The organism is Flavobacterium sp. GNP011, assembly GCF_056428925.1.
The window spans coordinates 178,662-195,677 of sequence record NZ_JBWJVJ010000001.1 but is presented as its reverse complement, the minus strand read 5'-3'; the positions used below and the strand labels follow the sequence as shown (position 1 = coordinate 195,677).

Below are 17,016 nucleotides of genomic sequence, written 5' to 3'. Positions count from 1 at the left end.
AATTTGTAATGCCCTATTTAAGCCCGAAACTTCTATTTATTTTTTATCAAAAATCTGTTTTTATTACCTCGATTTAAAGTAACTCAGCAACTTAGTCACATAACTTTCATCAACTCTTGTGTTCACCACACCTGAACCTGATTTACTAAACGTTTCCTTAAAATAATTTACCTTATGATGGTAGTGTTTTTCATAACTAGTACGAACTGCTTTAGACCCCGTATTTATCAACTCAATGGCACCTGTTTCGGCATCCAGCATAGGAACCATTCCTAAATCTGGCATTTTTTCTTCCCGAATATCATACACTCGTATTCCAGTAACATCATGTTTTTTAGCTGCAATTTTTAGTGTTTGTTCATAACCGCTTGCCATAAAATCAGAAATAACAAATACTATTGCTTTCTTTTTTTGGGTTCCTGATAAAAACTTTAAGGCTTGCGCTAAATCTGTTTTTTTGCTCTTTGGCTCAAACTCTATCAACTCTCTAATGATTCTTAATACATGCGACCTTCCTTTTTTTGGCGGAATATACAATTCTATTTGGTCAGAAAACAAAATTAAACCAATCTTATCATTGTTTTGAGTAGCTGAAAAAGCCATAGTTGCCGCAATCTCTGTAACAATATCTTTCTTAAATTGATTTTTAGAACCAAAACTTTCTGATCCCGAGATATCTACCATTAGCATCATGGTCAGCTCTCGTTCTTCCTCAAAAACTTTTACGTGTGCTTCATTATATCTTGCGGTTACATTCCAGTCAATTGCTCGAATATCATCCCCATATTGGTACTGTCGCACCTCACTAAAGGTCATTCCGCGTCCTTTAAATGAGGTATGATATTCCCCCGAGAAGATGTGATCGCTCAATCTTCTGGTTTTAATTTCTATTTTTCGAACTTTTTTTAAGAGGTCTTTTGTATCCATTTTTTTTAGTTTTCAGTCGCAGTTTTCAGTTCAGTTGACAAGTCATATCTTGTACACTGTGACTGAAAACTGAAAACTAATTTTTAAGGTACTTCTACTTCGTTTACAATTTTATTGATGATGTCAACAGATGTGATGTTTTCTGCTTCGGCCTCATACGTAATTCCTATACGGTGGCGTAACACATCATGCACAACTGCACGAACATCCTCTGGGATAACATACCCACGGCGCTTGATAAAAGCATAACATTTTGCGGCATTCGCCAAATTGATACTTCCACGAGGAGAAGCTCCAAAACTGATTAAAGGTTTTAAATCAGCTAATTTATATTTTTCAGGATAACGTGTTGCAAACACAATATCCAAAATGTATTTTTCAATCTTTTCATCCATGTACACCTCTCTTACGGCTTCTTGCGCTCGCAAAATTTGTTCAACAGATACTACAGCATTTACTTTTTCATAACTCCCTTTTAAATTTTGACGAATTACAAGGCGTTCATCTTCCATCTTAGGGTAATCGATAACCGTTTTCAGCATAAAACGATCCACTTGAGCCTCAGGCAATTGATACGTTCCTTCTTGCTCCACTGGATTTTGAGTTGCCAATACTAAGAAAGGTCTGTCTAGTTTAAAAGTAGTGTCCCCAATGGTTACTTGCTTTTCCTGCATCGCCTCAAGTAACGCCGATTGAACTTTGGCTGGAGCACGGTTGATCTCATCTGCCAAAACAAAATTGGCAAAAATAGGACCTTTTTTTATAGAAAATTCATTTGCCTTAATGTTGTAAATCATAGTACCCACAACATCCGCAGGAAGCAAATCTGGAGTAAACTGGATTCTGCTAAAAGATCCTTGAACGGCTTGCGCCAAAGTGTTTATGGCAAGAGTCTTTGCAAGTCCAGGTACACCTTCAAGTAAAATATGACCTTGGCCTAAAAGCCCAATCAACAATCGCTCAACCATGTGTTTTTGACCCACAATGACTTTGTTCATTTCCATAGTCAAAAGATCTATGAACGCACTCTCTCTTTCTATTTTTTCATTGATAGCTCTTATGTCTAAAGTCCCCGTATTTTCTTCCATTATATCTTTTTTAAAACCTTGTATTTAATGCCTTCGTTTTGAAGCTGCAAATTGAATTTTTTTTTAGAAGTAAGATGTTAAAAAATGGTTAAAACTTCAATAAAATAGGTAATTTTAAGGACATATTGTGATACAATTTTTATATTTTTAAGAACTTTGAATATTATACTTTGATTTCAAAGTTTTGTACCTTTAAACAAAAAAAATCAACCATGAGCAAAACAAAAATATCACCCATAATAGCAGGGGTCATGAATTGGGGAATTTGGGATAAAAAACTCAATACCAAAGAAATGGAAAACATGATCAATGTGTGTCTTGAAAATAAAATAAGCACTTTTGACCATGCTGATATTTATGGAGATTACACCACCGAATTTGAATTTGGTAAAGCATTAGCCGCAAGTAAAATAGATAGAGAAAGAATACAACTAATCTCTAAATGCGGTATTCAAATGGTAACTGAAAACAGAAATAACACCGTTAAAAATTACCAATATTCACAAGAATACATCATAAACTCAGTTGATAATTCCTTAAAAAACCTGCAAACAGATTACCTAGATGTACTGTTATTGCACAGACCTAGCCCCTTAATGCAAGCCGATGAAATTGCTGAAGCGGTTTTAAAACTAAAAACGGCTGGAAAAATTAATGATTTCGGATTATCAAATTTTACCACCTCACAAACAGAACTCATCCGTACCAAGACCGAAGTTTCATTCAATCAAATTCAGTTTTCGGCTACGCATCATGAGCCCATGCTCGATGGCAGCCTTGATTACATGCAAATTCACGGCATTCGTCCTATGTCATGGAATCCACTCGGATCCGTTTTTAGAGAGGATATTCCGCAAACAAGAAGACTAAAAAAATTACTAGCTACGCTGGTTTCAAAATACCATTTAGGATCTGATTCTATTTTATTGGCTTGGATTTTAAAACATCCTGCTGAAGTAATTCCTATTGCGGGAACTGTAAATGTGGCACGCATACAATCACTACAAAAAGCAGTTGAATTAGAACTAGAACATGAAGATTGGTTTGCCATCTGGACCGAAAGTATGGGTCATAAAGTACCTTAGTATCTTTTTAAACCCTTTAATTAAAATTATCTTAATAATGATAAAAACTGCATTAATAACTGGAGCTACCAGCGGAATAGGAAAAGCAACCGCACAGCTTTTAGCCAAAAACAATTATAAAATTATCCTTTGCGGAAGACGAGAAGATCGACTAGATGATTTAAAACAAGAACTCTTAAAACTCACTGAAGTTCACACTTTAAACTTTGATGTTCGTGACAAGAAAGCCGTTTTTGATAGTATTAACTCCATCCCTGAGAGCTTCGCAACCATAGATATTTTGATTAATAATGCAGGAAACGCGCATGGACTTGACCCGATTCAAAACGGAAATTTAGACGATTGGGATGCGATGATTGATATTAATGTCAAGGGACTTTTATATGTTTCAAAAGCTGTGATTCCTGGAATGATAGAACGAAAATCAGGTCATATCATTAACATAGGATCTATAGCTGGAAAAGAAGTGTATCCAAATGGAAATGTATATTGCGCCTCTAAACACGCCGTTGATGCACTCAACCAAGCTATGAGAATGGACTTAAATCCCTACGGCATACGAGTGGGTGGCATACATCCTGGCGCTGTAGAGACCGAGTTTAGCGAGGTACGATTTAAAGGCGATACAGAAAAAGCCGCAAATGTATATAAAGGATTTGAACCCTTGCGTGCCGAGGATATTGCCGATATTATTCATTTTGTGGTGTCAAGACCATATCATGTAAACATTGCCGACTTGATGGTGCTACCGACAGCCCAAGCAGCTGCTACTATCTTAAAAAAGGAAATTGTTTAGAAATAATTTGAAAAATTAACCGCTAATTAGAATTTTATCTAATAAATTTAAAATTTGATGATTAGCGGTTCCTTTTTCTATATTCTGAGACAAAAATTTAAAATAGGATTGAAAAAACACCTTAACAAAAATAAAAATAGTCTCTCGTAATGATCAACAAACGTCTACTTATCAAAAACTTACTCGCTCATAATGACGAGAGTAGTTTTTATGATAAAAAAAGACAGTTGAACTTGCATTCCCGTGAGGGAAAAGCAAAATTTTTAAAACATATTTGCGCCCTTTCTAACTCAAATCCCACAAATAATTCATACATAGTTGTGGGTGTTGAAGATCAAGAAAATACAATTGTAGGTGATGATTTTTTTGACGATAGCCGTATCCAAAATCTTGTAAACGCCTATCTAGAAAATCCGCCCAAAATTCAATACGAGAATGTTCCTTTTCCTAATTTGCCAAAAGACAAGGTTGTTGGTCTAGTGACTATAAAACCAAAAAACAAAATTTCATGCTTTAAAAAAGGAATTCATACCATCCCCATAGCATCTATTTTTATTAGACGCGGCAGCAATACCATACCACTTGACGGAGACTTTGAAAAAAATTATCAAAACACGGAGACAGTTATTGGTATAGAAAACAACTCTAGAAATAGTATTGAAAATACGCTTGATGGTGTTATGGATTTTATGAACCTTCGGCACAAGGATATGTCACCAAAATACAAAGTCTTCAAAGAATTATTTGTTATTTGCTGGGCAGGTATTGCTAAGAAATCTCGAGATAAAACCTATCTCTCACGTGTAGATATTGAATTAATTAATGAGCAAATTAAACTCTTTTATTCGGCACAAGATGTGGTTGAAATCACTTTTGACGAAGATACTTTTATTATTATTGAATATGTTCCATTGGGTTTAAATGATAAAACCAGCTATTACCCACTTGAAAAACAAACCATCCATTTTCAAGATAATGGATATTATAAAATTGAAAGAGAGTTTTTATTTCAACCGCCAGAATTCAATAAAAAATTACTATTTCATATTTACAATGTGAACCTTAGTATCTTAAAAAAGCTAGAAAAGGGATTTGAGTTAAACCATAGAGAAAACAAAGATTTAGAAAACTTACCCTCTACCTTCATGATATGTTACCTCAACGGTTTTGAAGATGCCAAACAAAAATTGATTGATGCTAAGCCAATATTGAAACCTTTTAACCACGTGTATTTATCGTTTAAGGAGTCATTACGGATTTTAAGAAAAATGAAATATGACGTTCAATAAAAAATTTTAGGATTTAAAATACTTCCCAAATATCTAAAAAAAACTTATTAATAAAGCTAAATAAGTTTTTATTCTATTGACTTCACTTCTATCTTAACTATTTACATCTTTTGAGTATGTAAATAGTTGAACATAAAAAAGGACTAATATTAAAAAAAAGCCAGTAATTCTTTAACCAATTGGCAAATAAATTTAGCTATAAACAATGATAATTCTACAATTACACCCATCTTAAGGAAATTTAGTATTTTTTGTAAATTTAAACTAAAAAAACTAAATAATTACTCACTAAAAACAGTGATTTTTAAAACTACAAAAAACATCTTAAAAAAAAGTAAATTCCGCTACCTTTTTATCGTTAAAGTAAAAAAAGAAAGTGTATTTTGGCCTGTAAAATAAAGTATCAACTAGAATAATTTTCTAGTAATTTTGCAACATTAAAAAAACAGTACGTACATGAGAACACTTGTTATAGGCGATATCCATGGTGGTTTAAGAGCACTTCACCAAATAATGGAAAGAGCCAAAGTTACCACAAAAGATAAACTTATTTTTTTAGGTGATTATGTAGACGGATGGAGTCAATCCCCTCAAGTACTAGATTTTATAATAGATTTAAAAACCAAACAAAATTGCATTTGTATCCGCGGCAATCACGATGACTTATTATTAGAGTGGCTTGATGAAAGTAAAGACAATCTGCTATGGTACAAACATGGTGGTGAAGCAACCGTAAACGCCTATGAACTTGTAAGTGTCGCTACAAAACAAAAACACGTTGCTTTTTTAAAATCATTAGAAAATTACCATCTTGATGATAAAAGACGCTTGTATGTACATGCTGGTTTCACAAATGTAAACGGAGTTAATTTTGAATATTTTCCAGGTCAATTTTACTGGGATAGAACCTTGTGGGAAACAGCGCTAGCGCTGGATGACAGAATGAAAACAGACCATCCTTTTTATCCAAAACGTTTTACATTATATGAAGAAATTTACATAGGGCACACGCCTGTAACACGCATAGGAGAAACAACTCCGGTCCAAAAAGCAAATGTTTGGAACGTAGATACAGGAGCAGCTTTTAAGGGAGCATTAACCATACTTGATGTAGATACTAAAGAGTTCTGGCAAAGCGAGCCTTTACATCAATTGTATTTTGACGAAAAAGGAAGAAATTAATTATTATTGCAGTACTTTTACACCATTAAAAAAAAATAAGTATGAAAAAGATTATTACACTAGCATTGCTATTAACAGTAGGACTGTCACAAGCTCAAGCTTTTAAAGGGGCTGGAGATGTAAAATTTGACCTTGGTACAACAATTCAAGACGGAGGTACAGGAATAAGAGTTGCAACAGATTTTGGCCTGGGTGAAAACATGTCTTTCGGGATTGCGTCTTCTTATTTATTATCTGTGTCGAATGATGCGCTGGGAAACAAACCAGAATTTGGAGATAGAATTGACGTAAAAGGAAGATTTAGCGCTAATTTAGGAAATGTATTTGAACTAGACCCAAAAATGGATATCTATCCTGGACTGGATTTAGGCTTACGCAATTTTGGTGCTCACTTGGGTTTCCGTTATTTCTTTACTGAAGGTTTCGGAATTTTTACCGAAGCTGGAATTCCTATTGCAAGCTACAAAACGAATCCTATCGGTTTTGACAAATTAAACAATCAGTTTACTTTTAATGTAGGCGCTTCTTTTAATTTGTAAAACAAAACTATTTTAAAATAAAAAAAGGCAATTTGAAATTTCAAATTGCCTTTTTTAGTATTTCTAATTATTCTATTACAAATCAAATTTAATTCCTTGTGCTAAGGGTAAACTCGTAGTGTAATTAATGGTATTTGTTTGACGACGCATATACACTTTCCAAGCATCAGAGCCAGACTCACGACCTCCACCTGTTTCTTTTTCGCCACCAAAAGCACCTCCAATTTCGGCACCTGAAGTTCCAATGTTTACGTTTGCTATACCGCAATCAGAACCCGTTACTGATAAAAATAATTCAGCTTCACGCAAATTGTTTGTCATAATTGCAGATGACAATCCTTGTGCTACTCCGTTTTGAATTGCAATGGCATTCTCTACCGTTCCAGAATATTTTAATAAGTACAATACAGGAGCAAAAGTTTCGTGTTGTACAATTTCAAAAGTGTTGTCAGCCTCAGCGATGGCTGGTTTTACATAACAACCACTTTCAAATCCTTCACCAGAAAACACTCCGCCTTCTACAAGAATTTTTCCACCTTCGGCAACTACTTTTTCTAGCGCTTTATTATACATTTCTACAGCATGTATGTCAATTACTGGACCAACATGGTTGTTTTCATCTAATGGATTACCAATACGCAATTGCTTGTAAGCTGATACCATGGCATCTTTTACCGTATCATAAATACTTTCGTGAATGATCAATCTACGTGTTGAAGTACAACGTTGCCCTGCTGTTCCTACGGCACCAAATACAGCACCAATAACTGTCATTTTTATATCCGCATCTGGAGTTACAATGATGGCATTATTACCACCTAATTCTAACAATGATTTTCCAAGACGAGCAGCAACCGCTTGCGCTACAATTTTACCCATACGAGTAGAACCTGTTGCAGATACTAATGGAACGCGTTTGTCGTTAGTCATCATTTCGCCTACTTTATAATCTCCGTTGATCAAACAAGAAATTCCTTCTGGAAGGTTGTTTTCTTTAATTACTTCGGCAATAATATTTTGGCAAGCAATACCACAAAGAGGTGTTTTTTCAGATGGTTTCCAAACGCAAACATCGCCGCAAATCCATGCTAATGCTGTGTTCCAAGCCCAAACTGCTACTGGGAAATTGAAAGCTGAAATAATTCCCACAACTCCCATTGGATGGTATTGTTCATACATTCTATGTCCAGGACGTTCAGAGTGCATGGTTAAACCGTGTAATTGACGAGATAATCCTACTGCAAAATCACAGATGTCAATCATTTCTTGAACTTCTCCATATCCTTCTTGCAATGATTTCCCCATTTCATAGGAAACTAACTTGCCTAAAGCTTCTTTATTTTTACGTAATTTTTCACCAAACTGGCGTACAATTTCACCGCGTTGTGGCGCTGGCATTGTTTTAAAAGTCTTGAATGCCTCAGTAGCAGTCTGCATTACTTTTTCATAATCGGTAGCGGTTGTTGTTTTTACCGAAGCTATCAGCTGGCCATCTACTGGTGAATGACTTTCTAGAATTTCACCGTTTGAAAAATGATTTATTCCTGTTGACGTTCCTTCGTTTATGGGTTGTACGCCCAATTGCGCCAATGCTTCTTTCATTCCGAATTGATCTGCTATTGTTATCATTGTAACTTTTTTATTAAATATTGTTATATTTTTTTACAAATATATTGATTTGACTTGAAATACAACAGTGTGAAACTGCAATTTTACTTGATTGAATATATAAATTTGTATGTGAAAACACCACCGTATTCGAGTTTGTGCCGTGATTGAAATTTCAAAATGAAAAAACATATCGTCTATTTGATGTACTATTTTCTAGCCCCGGTAGTAGCGGCATCCTTTTATGACTGCCTTTGCAGGAATAAAAGATACAGCGGATGACGGGAATAGCTCCTAAAAAAACTAGTCTTTAGAAACAAATTTAGGATCGGCCTGCATGACTGTGCAGCACGAATCGCAAGTGCGCAAGCTTTCTGAATTATAGAAATGCTTGAAATGAGGCAAGAAATCTTTTTCGATATTATGAAGTTCAAAATAAACCTCGTGCAATTTGTGGTTGCACGAATCACAAAACCAAAGCAGGCCATCTGTAAATCCTTGTCCGGCTCTTTTTCTTTCTATGACAAGCCCAATAGAACCCTCGGAGCGTACAGGCGAATGAGGCGTTTTGGCTGGATTAAGATACATGTCGCCAGGAAGTAATTCCATTTCCTTGCGCTCTCCATCTTCTTGAATAATTACTTTTATAGAACCTTCGAGTTGGTAAAATAGTTCTTCGGTTTCATTGTAATGGTAGTCTTTACGGGCGTTTGGGCCAGCAACAATCATAACGATATAATCACCAGACTCTGTATATAAATTTTTGTTCCCAACGGGCGGTTTAAGAAGATGACGGTTCTCATTAATCCATGCATTGAGGTTGAAAGGTTTTGCGATTGCCATTTTAGTATGAGTTTCAAAGTTACTAAGCCACTAAGGTACTAAGATTTTAAATGAATCAAGCGACTAATTTTTTACAAAAAAAACGAAGGCGGCTTAGCCTTATTTTTGTTTGATTAAATAAATATAAACGGGAAAGTGATCACTGAAACCAATTTCGGATACAGAATGCCGCAACGGATATCCTTTGTACTGCCCGCTGTTTTGTATCAAAAAAGGCTTGTTGTAAATACCTGCTTTCCAGAAACGATAGCTCGAGAAACCGGAACGAATTAAAGTCTCAGAAAGCATTATTTGGTCAAAAATATCCCAGGCATCTCGATGCGCAATGGTACCTAAACCTTTCTGAGCCATTTCTTCGAAGGGGTTGTAAATCCCAAACTCTGGTACGGAGGCTTTTTTGGCTTTGGCGCCAAGCCCTATTTTTACACTTTTATTGTAAGGTCCATCATTGAGATCGCCCATGGTAATGATTTTTGCTTCGGGATTAATTTGCTGTAACGAATCAATTATTTTCCTGTTTAGCAAGCCTGCTGCCTCGCGATACGGGCTTGATTTTTTTTCACCTCCAGAACGCGATGGCCAGTGGTTCACAATAATATGTACTTCCTCACCATCTAAAAAACCAGTTACTAAAAGTTGGTCTCTAGTATATACTCTATAATTTTTAGTGTTTACTTGGGGCTTATCATCGGTAATGTCCTCAGTTTTTTCGAGAACCTCTTCGGTTTGTGAGTTTCCTTTTTTATAAAGATATAAAGGGATATTGCTAAAGCTAGTGGGTTGGAATTTCTTTTTTTGATACAATAAGGCTACATCGATTCCTCTTTTATCGGGCGAATCAAAATGTATGATTCCGTACTCTTTATCGATGATTTTTGGTTCTTTTACAAGATCTTCAAGTACAGCACGATTTTCTATTTCGCATCCGCCAATGAAGGTGGGTGAATCTGGATTTTCTGAAGAACCAATTTCTGCAAGCACACGAGCTAGATTACTAAGTTTTTTTTGATATTTATCATACGTCCATTTCTGGGTGCCCTTAGGTGTCCACTCCTCATCATAAGTGTCTGGGTCGTTTATGGTGTCAAATAAATTTTCGAAATTATAAAAAGCTACAGTATGAATAATGTATTTTTTGGATTGAGCATTCCCAACCGAACTCCAACTCAACAAAAAAAGCAGTGCCAATAGGGTTTTGTAAAACCTAACTTTAAAGTACAACATAATTAAAATCAATTAATTCAGGATAAAAATAGTGATTTGTATCGAATTTCGTATTCTTTCTTAAATGACTATCTTTGAAATCATAAACCGTGTTGCTTAATTTGATGAAACAGTATACCAATACACACAACATTTATAATCCCATTTTTTATTGGGTACTATTGTTTATTTTTGTTTTTCGAACATTACCTTGTCAATCACAACCCACTATGATAACACCACCTTATTTACAAAAAGGAGATACTATTGCCCTTGTAGCAACAGCCAGAAAAAATATTGATGATAACTTAAAGCCAGCAATTGACTTGCTACACAGTTGGGGCCTTGAGGTAATCATTGGAAAAACGATTGGATTAGACAACAACCAACTCGCTGGCACAGACGAGCAACGCGCAGCTGATTTTCAAGCGCAACTGGACAATCCAAATATTAAAGCAATTTGGTGTGTGAAAGGGGGTTACGGCACGGTAAGAATGATTGACTTACTAGATTTTAAAAATTTTAAAAAGAATCCAAAATGGATCGTTGGTTTTAGCGATGTGACCGTATTACACAGTCATTTGAATACCTTAGGATACCAGTCGCTACATGCCATTATGCCACTCACTGCACCAAGAGCAACACCACAAGCTATTGAAACATTGCGTATGGCATTGTTTGGAGAAAAGTTATCCTATGCGGTTGCCGCAACTGCAAAAAACAAACTCGGAAAAGCAACAGGTCAATTAGTTGGCGGAAATTTATCCATCTTGTACAGTCTGTTTGGCTCTACATCTGCAATTGATTGTTCTGATAAAATTTTATTTATTGAAGATCTTGACGAATATTTATACCATATCGACCGCATGATGATGAACTTAAAGCGCAACGGTTGCCTCGAAAGCATTAAAGGAATTGTGGTAGGATCTATGACAAAAATGAAAGACAACGATATTTCGTGGGGTAAAAATGCACTCGAAATTATTGAAGACGTTACACAAAAATACACGATTCCAATATTGTATAATTTTCCGGCAGGGCACATTCAAGACAATAGAGCATTGATTTTGGGAAGTAATGTCACACTAGACGTGCAGGAAAAAGGCGGAACACTTACATTTGAATAAAAAAAAGCCTACTCCCTCCGAAGGAGTGGGAGACTTGGCAGAAGCAGTTTGGGAACTTCTGCAGTACACTGAATTATGTTTTTTTCATTGATGAATTTTAGTTGCAGAAATTAAAAAACTTGAAACCTCAAACTTGAAACAAAATTTTTAAATGGCTGAACACAACGAACTTGGTAAACTTGGCGAAGAAATGGCTGTTGAATTCCTCAAAAAGGAAGGCTACACTATTTTGCAAACCAATTATACGTTTCAAAAAGCAGAAATTGACATCTTGGCTAAAAAAGCAGCTGTTCTTGCTGTGGTCGAAGTAAAAACAAGATCTTCCTTGGATTTTGGTTTACCACAGGATTTTGTGAAGCCAAAAAAAATCCAACTCTTAGTAAAGGCTGTAGATGCTTATGTCACTCAAAATGATCTTGACCTAGAAGTTCGTTTTGATATCATAGCCATTCATAAAGAGGATAAATCTTTTGTGATTGAGCACCTTATCGATGCGTTTTATCACTTTTAAACATATTTTCTAGATGTTATATTTGTAACAAAATGTTTTTTTATTTATATTTGCGCTTTATTTACACACTAACTACGCGTAAAATAACGACTAACTAAAAAAAATCCATCATGAAAACTGTTTCTTCAATTGTTGAAAACTACATTAAAACTAAACCTTTTTTACTAAATGCTTTATCATTAGGCATTATCAATTTAACTTCATTATCCCGAAATATCATGACGGAATTAGAAAGTGAATTTGGCAAAGAAGTGAAGCAAGGTGCTGTAGTAATGGCATTGAAAAGATTGACAGAGGAATTGGATTTTAGACTCAACCACAAGATCAATAAAGTCATCAAAAACATTGGCGAAATCACCGTTCGATCAGCATTGACGGACTATACTTTTGCAGCCTCTGAAACGGTTTTGAACAAACAGGCCGATTTAATTGCGGATATCAATGCATTGCCAGACATTTTTTATACTTCATCAAGAGGGGTAAACGAAACGAATATTGTAGTAAGCAACAGCATCAATCATCTTGTAGACAAACATTTTGCAAGTGAAAAATTGATTCAAAAACTAGATGATCTAGCCTCAATTACTGTAAAATTACCCAAAGAAAATATTGTAGTTCCTGGAATTTACTATTTCATCTTTCAACGTTTGGCTTGGGAAGGAATTATTATTAACGAAGTAATTTCGACATCAAACGAGTTCACTATTTTAGTAAGTGAAGAACAAGTTGATGTTGCTTTTAAAGTGATAAAAGATTTGAAGAATTAAGAACATTCTAAAATAAACAAAGCTTCCAACCTTCAAAAGGCTGGAAGCTTTGTTTATTATTCTCCTCCCAAAAGCTCCATCAGTTCCAAACACCTGCGAGTAGTTTTGGCGTCATCAAAGGTTAAGAGCAAACGTAATCCTGCAGGAGTTTGCTTTTCTTTCATTCTACAAATAGCACTGTTTTTTTGAACAAAATTCACAACTTGCATGAATCGCTTGGATTGGTAATAATCGGATTGTTGATCCGAGACAAAATAGCCAATCATTTTACCTTGCTTCATCACTAATTTCTCGATTCCTACCCGTGTAGCAATCCACTTAATGCGTATGCTGTTCATCAATGCTTTGGCACGTGGCGGCATTGGACCAAAACGGTCAATTAATTTATCCTGAAAAACAGTAAGCTCTTCCTCATTTTTTACATCGCCTAGCTCATTATACAAACTCAATCGCTCTGCTACATTATTGATGTATTCATCTGAAAACAGCAATTCAAAATCAGTATCAATTTGTAATTCTTTGACGTATTCTTTGGTTTCTAAATTGTTTTCCTCGGGATACAAATCCTTGAATTCATTTTCTTTCAACTCATCAATAGCCTCGTTCATTATTTTTTGATAGGTATCAAAACCAATTTCGTTTATGAAACCGCTTTGCTCGCCGCCCAATAAATCTCCAGCACCACGAATCTCTAAATCTTTCATGGCAATGTTAAATCCGCTTCCCAATTCACTGAATTGTTCCAAGGCTTGAATACGTTTACGAGCATCTTCGGTCATACTTGAATATGGCGGACAGATAAAATAGCAGAACGCTTTCTTGTTGCTACGTCCTACTCGTCCACGCATTTGATGCAAATCAGACAGTCCGAAATTATTGGCATTATTGATAAAAATCGTGTTCGCATTGGGTACATCCAATCCGCTTTCGATAATGGTTGTTGCGACTAAAACATCAAATTCACCATTCATGAAAGCCAACATCAACTCTTCGAGTTTTTTGCCATCCATTTGGCCATGACCAATACCTACCCTTGCATTGGGAACCAAACGCTGAATCATTCCGGCTACTTCCTTGATGTTCTCAATTCGATTATTGATAAAGAAAACCTGCCCATTACGCTGAATTTCATACGAAATAGCATCTCGAATAGTCTCTTCGCTAAAACCAACGACATTCGTTTCAATAGGATATCTATTAGGTGGCGGCGTAGTAATCACTGATAAATCTCGGGCTGCCATCAATGAAAACTGCAATGTTCTCGGGATTGGCGTTGCTGTTAGTGTTAACGTATCCACATTAGCAGCTATGGTTTTGAGTTTGTCTTTTACGTTGACACCAAATTTTTGTTCCTCATCTACAATCAATAAGCCAAGGTCTTTGAAAACTACATTTTTATTGACTAATTGATGGGTTCCTATCACAATATCCAGTTTGCCTTCGGCTAATAATTTTAGTGTTTCGGTTTTTTGTTTTGCGGTTCTAAAACGGTTTAGATAGCCAATTGATACAGGCATATCTTTCAATCGTTCCGTAAAAGTGCGGTAATGTTGGTAAGCCAAAATGGTTGTGGGAACCAAAATGGCAACTTGTTTGCTGTTATCCACTGCTTTGAAAGCCGCACGAATTGCTACTTCGGTTTTACCAAAACCTACGTCACCACAAACCAAGCGATCCATCGGTCTATCGCTTTCCATATCCGCTTTTACTTCTGCCGTTGATTTAGTTTGGTCTGGCGTATCCTCGTAAATGAACGAACTTTCTAATTCATTTTGCAAGTAACTGTCGGGCGCGTACTGGAACCCTTTTTCGAGTCTTCTTTTGGCGTAAAGCTGAATCAAATTGAAGGCAATATGCTTAACACGCGCCTTAGTTTTTTGTTTTAAAATTTTCCAAGCATTCGAACCCAGTTTGTATATTTTGGGTGGCGTACCGTCTTTTCCGTTGTATTTTGAAATTTTGTGTAAGGAGTGAATACTCACATACACAATGTCATTATCGGCATAAACGAGCTTGATGGCTTCTTGTGTTTTGCCTTCGACTTGTATTTTTTGCAAACCTCCAAAACGGCCTATTCCGTGGTCAATATGCGTAACATAATCTCCCACAGAAAGTGTTGTAAGCTCCTTTAAAGTGATATTTTGTTTTTTTGAATAGCCATTTTTGATGCTGAATTTATGGTAGCGTTCAAAAATTTGATGATCTGTATAACACGTGATTTGGTTTTCTTCGTCCACAAAACCTTGATACAACGGCAACACAACAGTATTGTATTGCTTACGAATGTTTTCGGAATTGGCTTCGTCTAAACTTTCAAAAATATCATGAAAACGCTTGGCTTGCGCATCATTCGAACAGAACAAATAATTTTTGTAGCCATTGAAATGATTTTCATTTAAATTATTCAACAACAAATCAAATTGTTTGTTGAATGACGGCTGTGGTTTTATATGGTATTCAAATTTTTTGGTGGTTCTAAAAATAGGTTTTGATCCCCATTCTACCACCGCAAAATCCAAAGCTCTTTTTATAAATTCGGCTTGATTTAAGAATAATTGTTCTGGTGAAGCGCGTTTTATTTCCTGTGATAATTTTGCAAAAGCTTCCTCAGCTTTGCCAAATTGTTTGTCTAGTTGTGCTAAAAAATCTTCGGTATTTTGAATAAAAATAACCGTTTTTTCTGAAATATAATCTAAAAAACTCTCTCTATTTTCCTGAAAAACTTTGTTTTCAACATTTGGAATTATTGTGATCTTTTTTTGAGTTGCAATAGACAATTGTGTTGCTACATCGAAGGTTCTGATACTCTCTACCTCGTCCCCAAAAAACTCAATTCGGTACGGGTCATCATTTGAAAATGAAAATACATCCACGATTCCTCCACGAACCGAAAATTCTCCAGGCTCAGTAATAAAATCAACTCTCTTAAACTCGTATTCAAATAAAACTTCGTTAATGAAATCTATCGAAATTTTATCATTGATCGCCACTTTTAGGGTGTTCTTATCCAGCTCTTTTCGGGTAACCACTTTTTCAAACAAAGCTTCGGGATACGTGACAATAACGGCCGGTTTTTTTCTAGAATTTATACGATTCAATACTTCGGCACGAAGCAGTACATTAGCGTTATCTGTTTCCTCAATTTGATACGGACGACGAAATGAACCGGGATAAAAAAGTACGTCTTGCTCTCCAATCATTTGTTCGAGATCATTCAAGTAGTAGGCTGCTTCTTCTTTATTGTTTAAAACAATTAAAAAAGGCAACTCTGCTTTTTTGAAAATAGAACGAATTACAAATGATACTGCCGAACCCAAGAGTCCCGACAAATGCATTTTTACGGCGTTGTTATCCTGTAAACACGCAACAATTTGCAGGTTTTGAGGCGTATTATCATAAATCGTGTATAGGGCAGTTTTACTCAACTCGGGGTATATTTGGGTCTATTATTGGTGTATTTGGAATTGCTCGTGTAGAATCTAGCATTCGTCTAAGCTCAGATTCCCCTTCTTCTAGCGGGATTTTACTTTTTTCTACAATTTTATCCATTTGTCTTTGTAGCGAAACTAATTCTAGATTTATTTCTGCTATCAAAAGAGCCACTTTTTTATCTGGAATTTGATCCAGGTGTATAAATAAGTCAAGCATTCTTACCTTAGTAACTAGGGTTGCAATTCTACTTTTTATTTGAGGTTTGTCATATTCATATGGTATTCTATCCTGTAGCGCAATTGCTTTTTTAGAAAGCGCTTTGGCTTTACGCTGATAGGCGTTGGCTGTGTTTTTTGGTTTTTGAGATAATTCATCAAGAAAAAGTCGGAATTCATTCCAGGAAGACAAACTTTTCTCGGAAGCTTCAGTAAGAGGAGTGTCATAAAAATTCCAATTTTTTTGAATGTTTTTTAAGATCACTTCTTGTTTTTGAACTTCTTTTTTGTTTTCCAAAACGCGGTTATCAACCTCATCTTTACAAGAGCTTACAAGTAAAACCAGCATGAGGAACACAAAGGAAGAGTATTTCATTTTTACATAAGTTAAAGTACAAAGTTAC

The 17,016-nt window shown here is 35.6% G+C and carries 15 protein-coding genes; 8 read left to right on the top strand and 7 right to left on the bottom strand.

The window, feature by feature from the left end; genetic code table 11:
- Nucleotides 1–63 precede the first annotated feature (63 nt).
- Nucleotides 64–927: a DUF58 domain-containing protein gene (locus tag AC061E_RS00825; RefSeq protein ID WP_478284567.1), complete on the bottom strand. Its 864-nt coding sequence runs from the start codon at nt 925–927 to the stop codon at nt 64–66.
- An 83-nt stretch (nt 928–1,010) separates the two neighbouring features.
- Nucleotides 1,011–2,015 carry an AAA family ATPase gene (locus AC061E_RS00820; RefSeq protein ID WP_144890199.1) on the bottom strand — a complete coding sequence of 335 codons (1,005 nt, stop codon included), beginning with the start codon at nt 2,013–2,015 and terminating at the stop codon, nt 1,011–1,013.
- 212 nt (nt 2,016–2,227) lie between these two features.
- Between AC061E_RS00820 and AC061E_RS00815 the strand changes: the two genes are divergently transcribed.
- The 5 genes from AC061E_RS00815 to AC061E_RS00795 all read left to right on the top strand — a co-directional run bounded on the left by AC061E_RS00815 (nt 2,228) and on the right by AC061E_RS00795 (nt 6,906).
- Nucleotides 2,228–3,100, top strand: a complete 873-nt coding sequence (locus AC061E_RS00815) for an aldo/keto reductase (protein WP_478284566.1) — start codon at nt 2,228–2,230, stop codon at nt 3,098–3,100.
- A gap of 37 nt (nt 3,101–3,137) precedes the next feature.
- Nucleotides 3,138–3,896 carry an SDR family NAD(P)-dependent oxidoreductase gene (locus tag AC061E_RS00810; RefSeq protein WP_478284565.1) on the top strand — a complete coding sequence of 253 codons (759 nt, stop codon included), beginning with the start codon at nt 3,138–3,140 and terminating at the stop codon, nt 3,894–3,896.
- A 149-nt stretch (nt 3,897–4,045) separates the two neighbouring features.
- Nucleotides 4,046–5,185: an ATP-binding protein gene (locus tag AC061E_RS00805; RefSeq protein ID WP_478284564.1), complete on the top strand. Its 1,140-nt coding sequence runs from the start codon at nt 4,046–4,048 to the stop codon at nt 5,183–5,185.
- 456 nt (nt 5,186–5,641) lie between these two features.
- Nucleotides 5,642–6,367, top strand: a complete 726-nt coding sequence (locus AC061E_RS00800) for a metallophosphoesterase family protein (RefSeq protein WP_478284563.1) — start codon at nt 5,642–5,644, stop codon at nt 6,365–6,367.
- 41 nt (nt 6,368–6,408) lie between these two features.
- Nucleotides 6,409–6,906 carry a DUF6646 family protein gene (locus AC061E_RS00795; protein WP_478284562.1) on the top strand — a complete coding sequence of 166 codons (498 nt, stop codon included), beginning with the start codon at nt 6,409–6,411 and terminating at the stop codon, nt 6,904–6,906.
- Nucleotides 6,907–6,981: 75 nt separating this feature from the next.
- Here AC061E_RS00795 and amaB read toward each other — a convergent pair whose 3' ends face one another.
- From amaB to AC061E_RS00780, 3 genes are all read right to left on the bottom strand, one after another.
- On the bottom strand, nt 6,982–8,535 hold the full coding sequence (gene amaB, locus AC061E_RS00790; RefSeq protein WP_478284561.1) for an L-piperidine-6-carboxylate dehydrogenase: 1,554 nt from the start codon (nt 8,533–8,535) through the stop codon (nt 6,982–6,984).
- A gap of 282 nt (nt 8,536–8,817) precedes the next feature.
- A complete protein-coding gene (locus AC061E_RS00785) occupies nt 8,818–9,357 on the bottom strand; it encodes a 3-hydroxyanthranilate 3,4-dioxygenase (RefSeq protein ID WP_478284560.1) in 540 nt (179 codons plus the stop codon).
- 99 nt (nt 9,358–9,456) lie between these two features.
- On the bottom strand, nt 9,457–10,581 hold the full coding sequence (locus AC061E_RS00780) for an endonuclease/exonuclease/phosphatase family protein (protein ID WP_478284559.1): 1,125 nt from the start codon (nt 10,579–10,581) through the stop codon (nt 9,457–9,459).
- 209 nt (nt 10,582–10,790) lie between these two features.
- On the opposite strand from AC061E_RS00780, the gene AC061E_RS00775 reads away from it, so the two are divergent.
- From AC061E_RS00775 to AC061E_RS00765, 3 genes are all read left to right on the top strand, one after another.
- Nucleotides 10,791–11,687, top strand: coding sequence for a S66 peptidase family protein (locus AC061E_RS00775; RefSeq protein ID WP_478284558.1), 897 nt, complete (start codon nt 10,791–10,793; stop codon nt 11,685–11,687).
- Between the two features lie 151 nt (nt 11,688–11,838).
- Nucleotides 11,839–12,198 carry a YraN family protein gene (locus AC061E_RS00770; protein ID WP_478284557.1) on the top strand — a complete coding sequence of 120 codons (360 nt, stop codon included), beginning with the start codon at nt 11,839–11,841 and terminating at the stop codon, nt 12,196–12,198.
- A 110-nt stretch (nt 12,199–12,308) separates the two neighbouring features.
- On the top strand, nt 12,309–12,965 hold the full coding sequence (locus AC061E_RS00765) for an aspartate kinase (RefSeq protein ID WP_158730369.1): 657 nt from the start codon (nt 12,309–12,311) through the stop codon (nt 12,963–12,965).
- 56 nt (nt 12,966–13,021) lie between these two features.
- On the opposite strand, the gene mfd is transcribed toward AC061E_RS00765, so the two are convergent.
- Both mfd and AC061E_RS00755 read right to left on the bottom strand, forming a co-directional pair.
- A complete protein-coding gene (gene mfd, locus AC061E_RS00760; RefSeq protein ID WP_478284556.1) occupies nt 13,022–16,390 on the bottom strand; it encodes a transcription-repair coupling factor in 3,369 nt (1,122 codons plus the stop codon).
- Nucleotides 16,383–16,988 (bottom strand): hypothetical protein, encoded by a 606-nt coding sequence (locus AC061E_RS00755; RefSeq protein ID WP_478284555.1) that lies wholly within the window; start codon nt 16,986–16,988, stop codon nt 16,383–16,385. The genes mfd and AC061E_RS00755 overlap by 8 nt, the downstream gene beginning before the upstream one ends.
- Nucleotides 16,989–17,016 lie beyond the last annotated feature (28 nt).

Excerpts from the sequence above, each read along its gene's own strand:
- AC061E_RS00805 (WP_478284564.1), top strand. The coding sequence starts at position 4,046 with ATGATCAACAAACGTCTACTTATCAAAAACTTACTCGCTCATAATGAC.
- AC061E_RS00810 (WP_478284565.1), top strand. The coding sequence starts at position 3,138 with ATGATAAAAACTGCATTAATAACTGGAGCTACCAGCGGAATAGGAAAA.
- AC061E_RS00795 (WP_478284562.1), top strand. The coding sequence starts at position 6,409 with ATGAAAAAGATTATTACACTAGCATTGCTATTAACAGTAGGACTGTCA.
- AC061E_RS00775 (WP_478284558.1), top strand. The coding sequence starts at position 10,791 with ATGATAACACCACCTTATTTACAAAAAGGAGATACTATTGCCCTTGTA.
- AC061E_RS00800 (WP_478284563.1), top strand. The coding sequence starts at position 5,642 with ATGAGAACACTTGTTATAGGCGATATCCATGGTGGTTTAAGAGCACTT.
- AC061E_RS00820 (WP_144890199.1), bottom strand. The coding sequence starts at position 2,015 with ATGGAAGAAAATACGGGGACTTTAGACATAAGAGCTATCAATGAAAAA.
- amaB (WP_478284561.1), bottom strand. The coding sequence starts at position 8,535 with ATGATAACAATAGCAGATCAATTCGGAATGAAAGAAGCATTGGCGCAA.
- AC061E_RS00785 (WP_478284560.1), bottom strand. The coding sequence starts at position 9,357 with ATGGCAATCGCAAAACCTTTCAACCTCAATGCATGGATTAATGAGAAC.
- AC061E_RS00825 (WP_478284567.1), bottom strand. The coding sequence starts at position 927 with ATGGATACAAAAGACCTCTTAAAAAAAGTTCGAAAAATAGAAATTAAA.
- AC061E_RS00765 (WP_158730369.1), top strand. The coding sequence starts at position 12,309 with ATGAAAACTGTTTCTTCAATTGTTGAAAACTACATTAAAACTAAACCT.
- AC061E_RS00770 (WP_478284557.1), top strand. The coding sequence starts at position 11,839 with ATGGCTGAACACAACGAACTTGGTAAACTTGGCGAAGAAATGGCTGTT.
- AC061E_RS00815 (WP_478284566.1), top strand. The coding sequence starts at position 2,228 with ATGAGCAAAACAAAAATATCACCCATAATAGCAGGGGTCATGAATTGG.
- AC061E_RS00780 (WP_478284559.1), bottom strand. The coding sequence starts at position 10,581 with ATGTTGTACTTTAAAGTTAGGTTTTACAAAACCCTATTGGCACTGCTT.
- AC061E_RS00755 (WP_478284555.1), bottom strand. The coding sequence starts at position 16,988 with ATGAAATACTCTTCCTTTGTGTTCCTCATGCTGGTTTTACTTGTAAGC.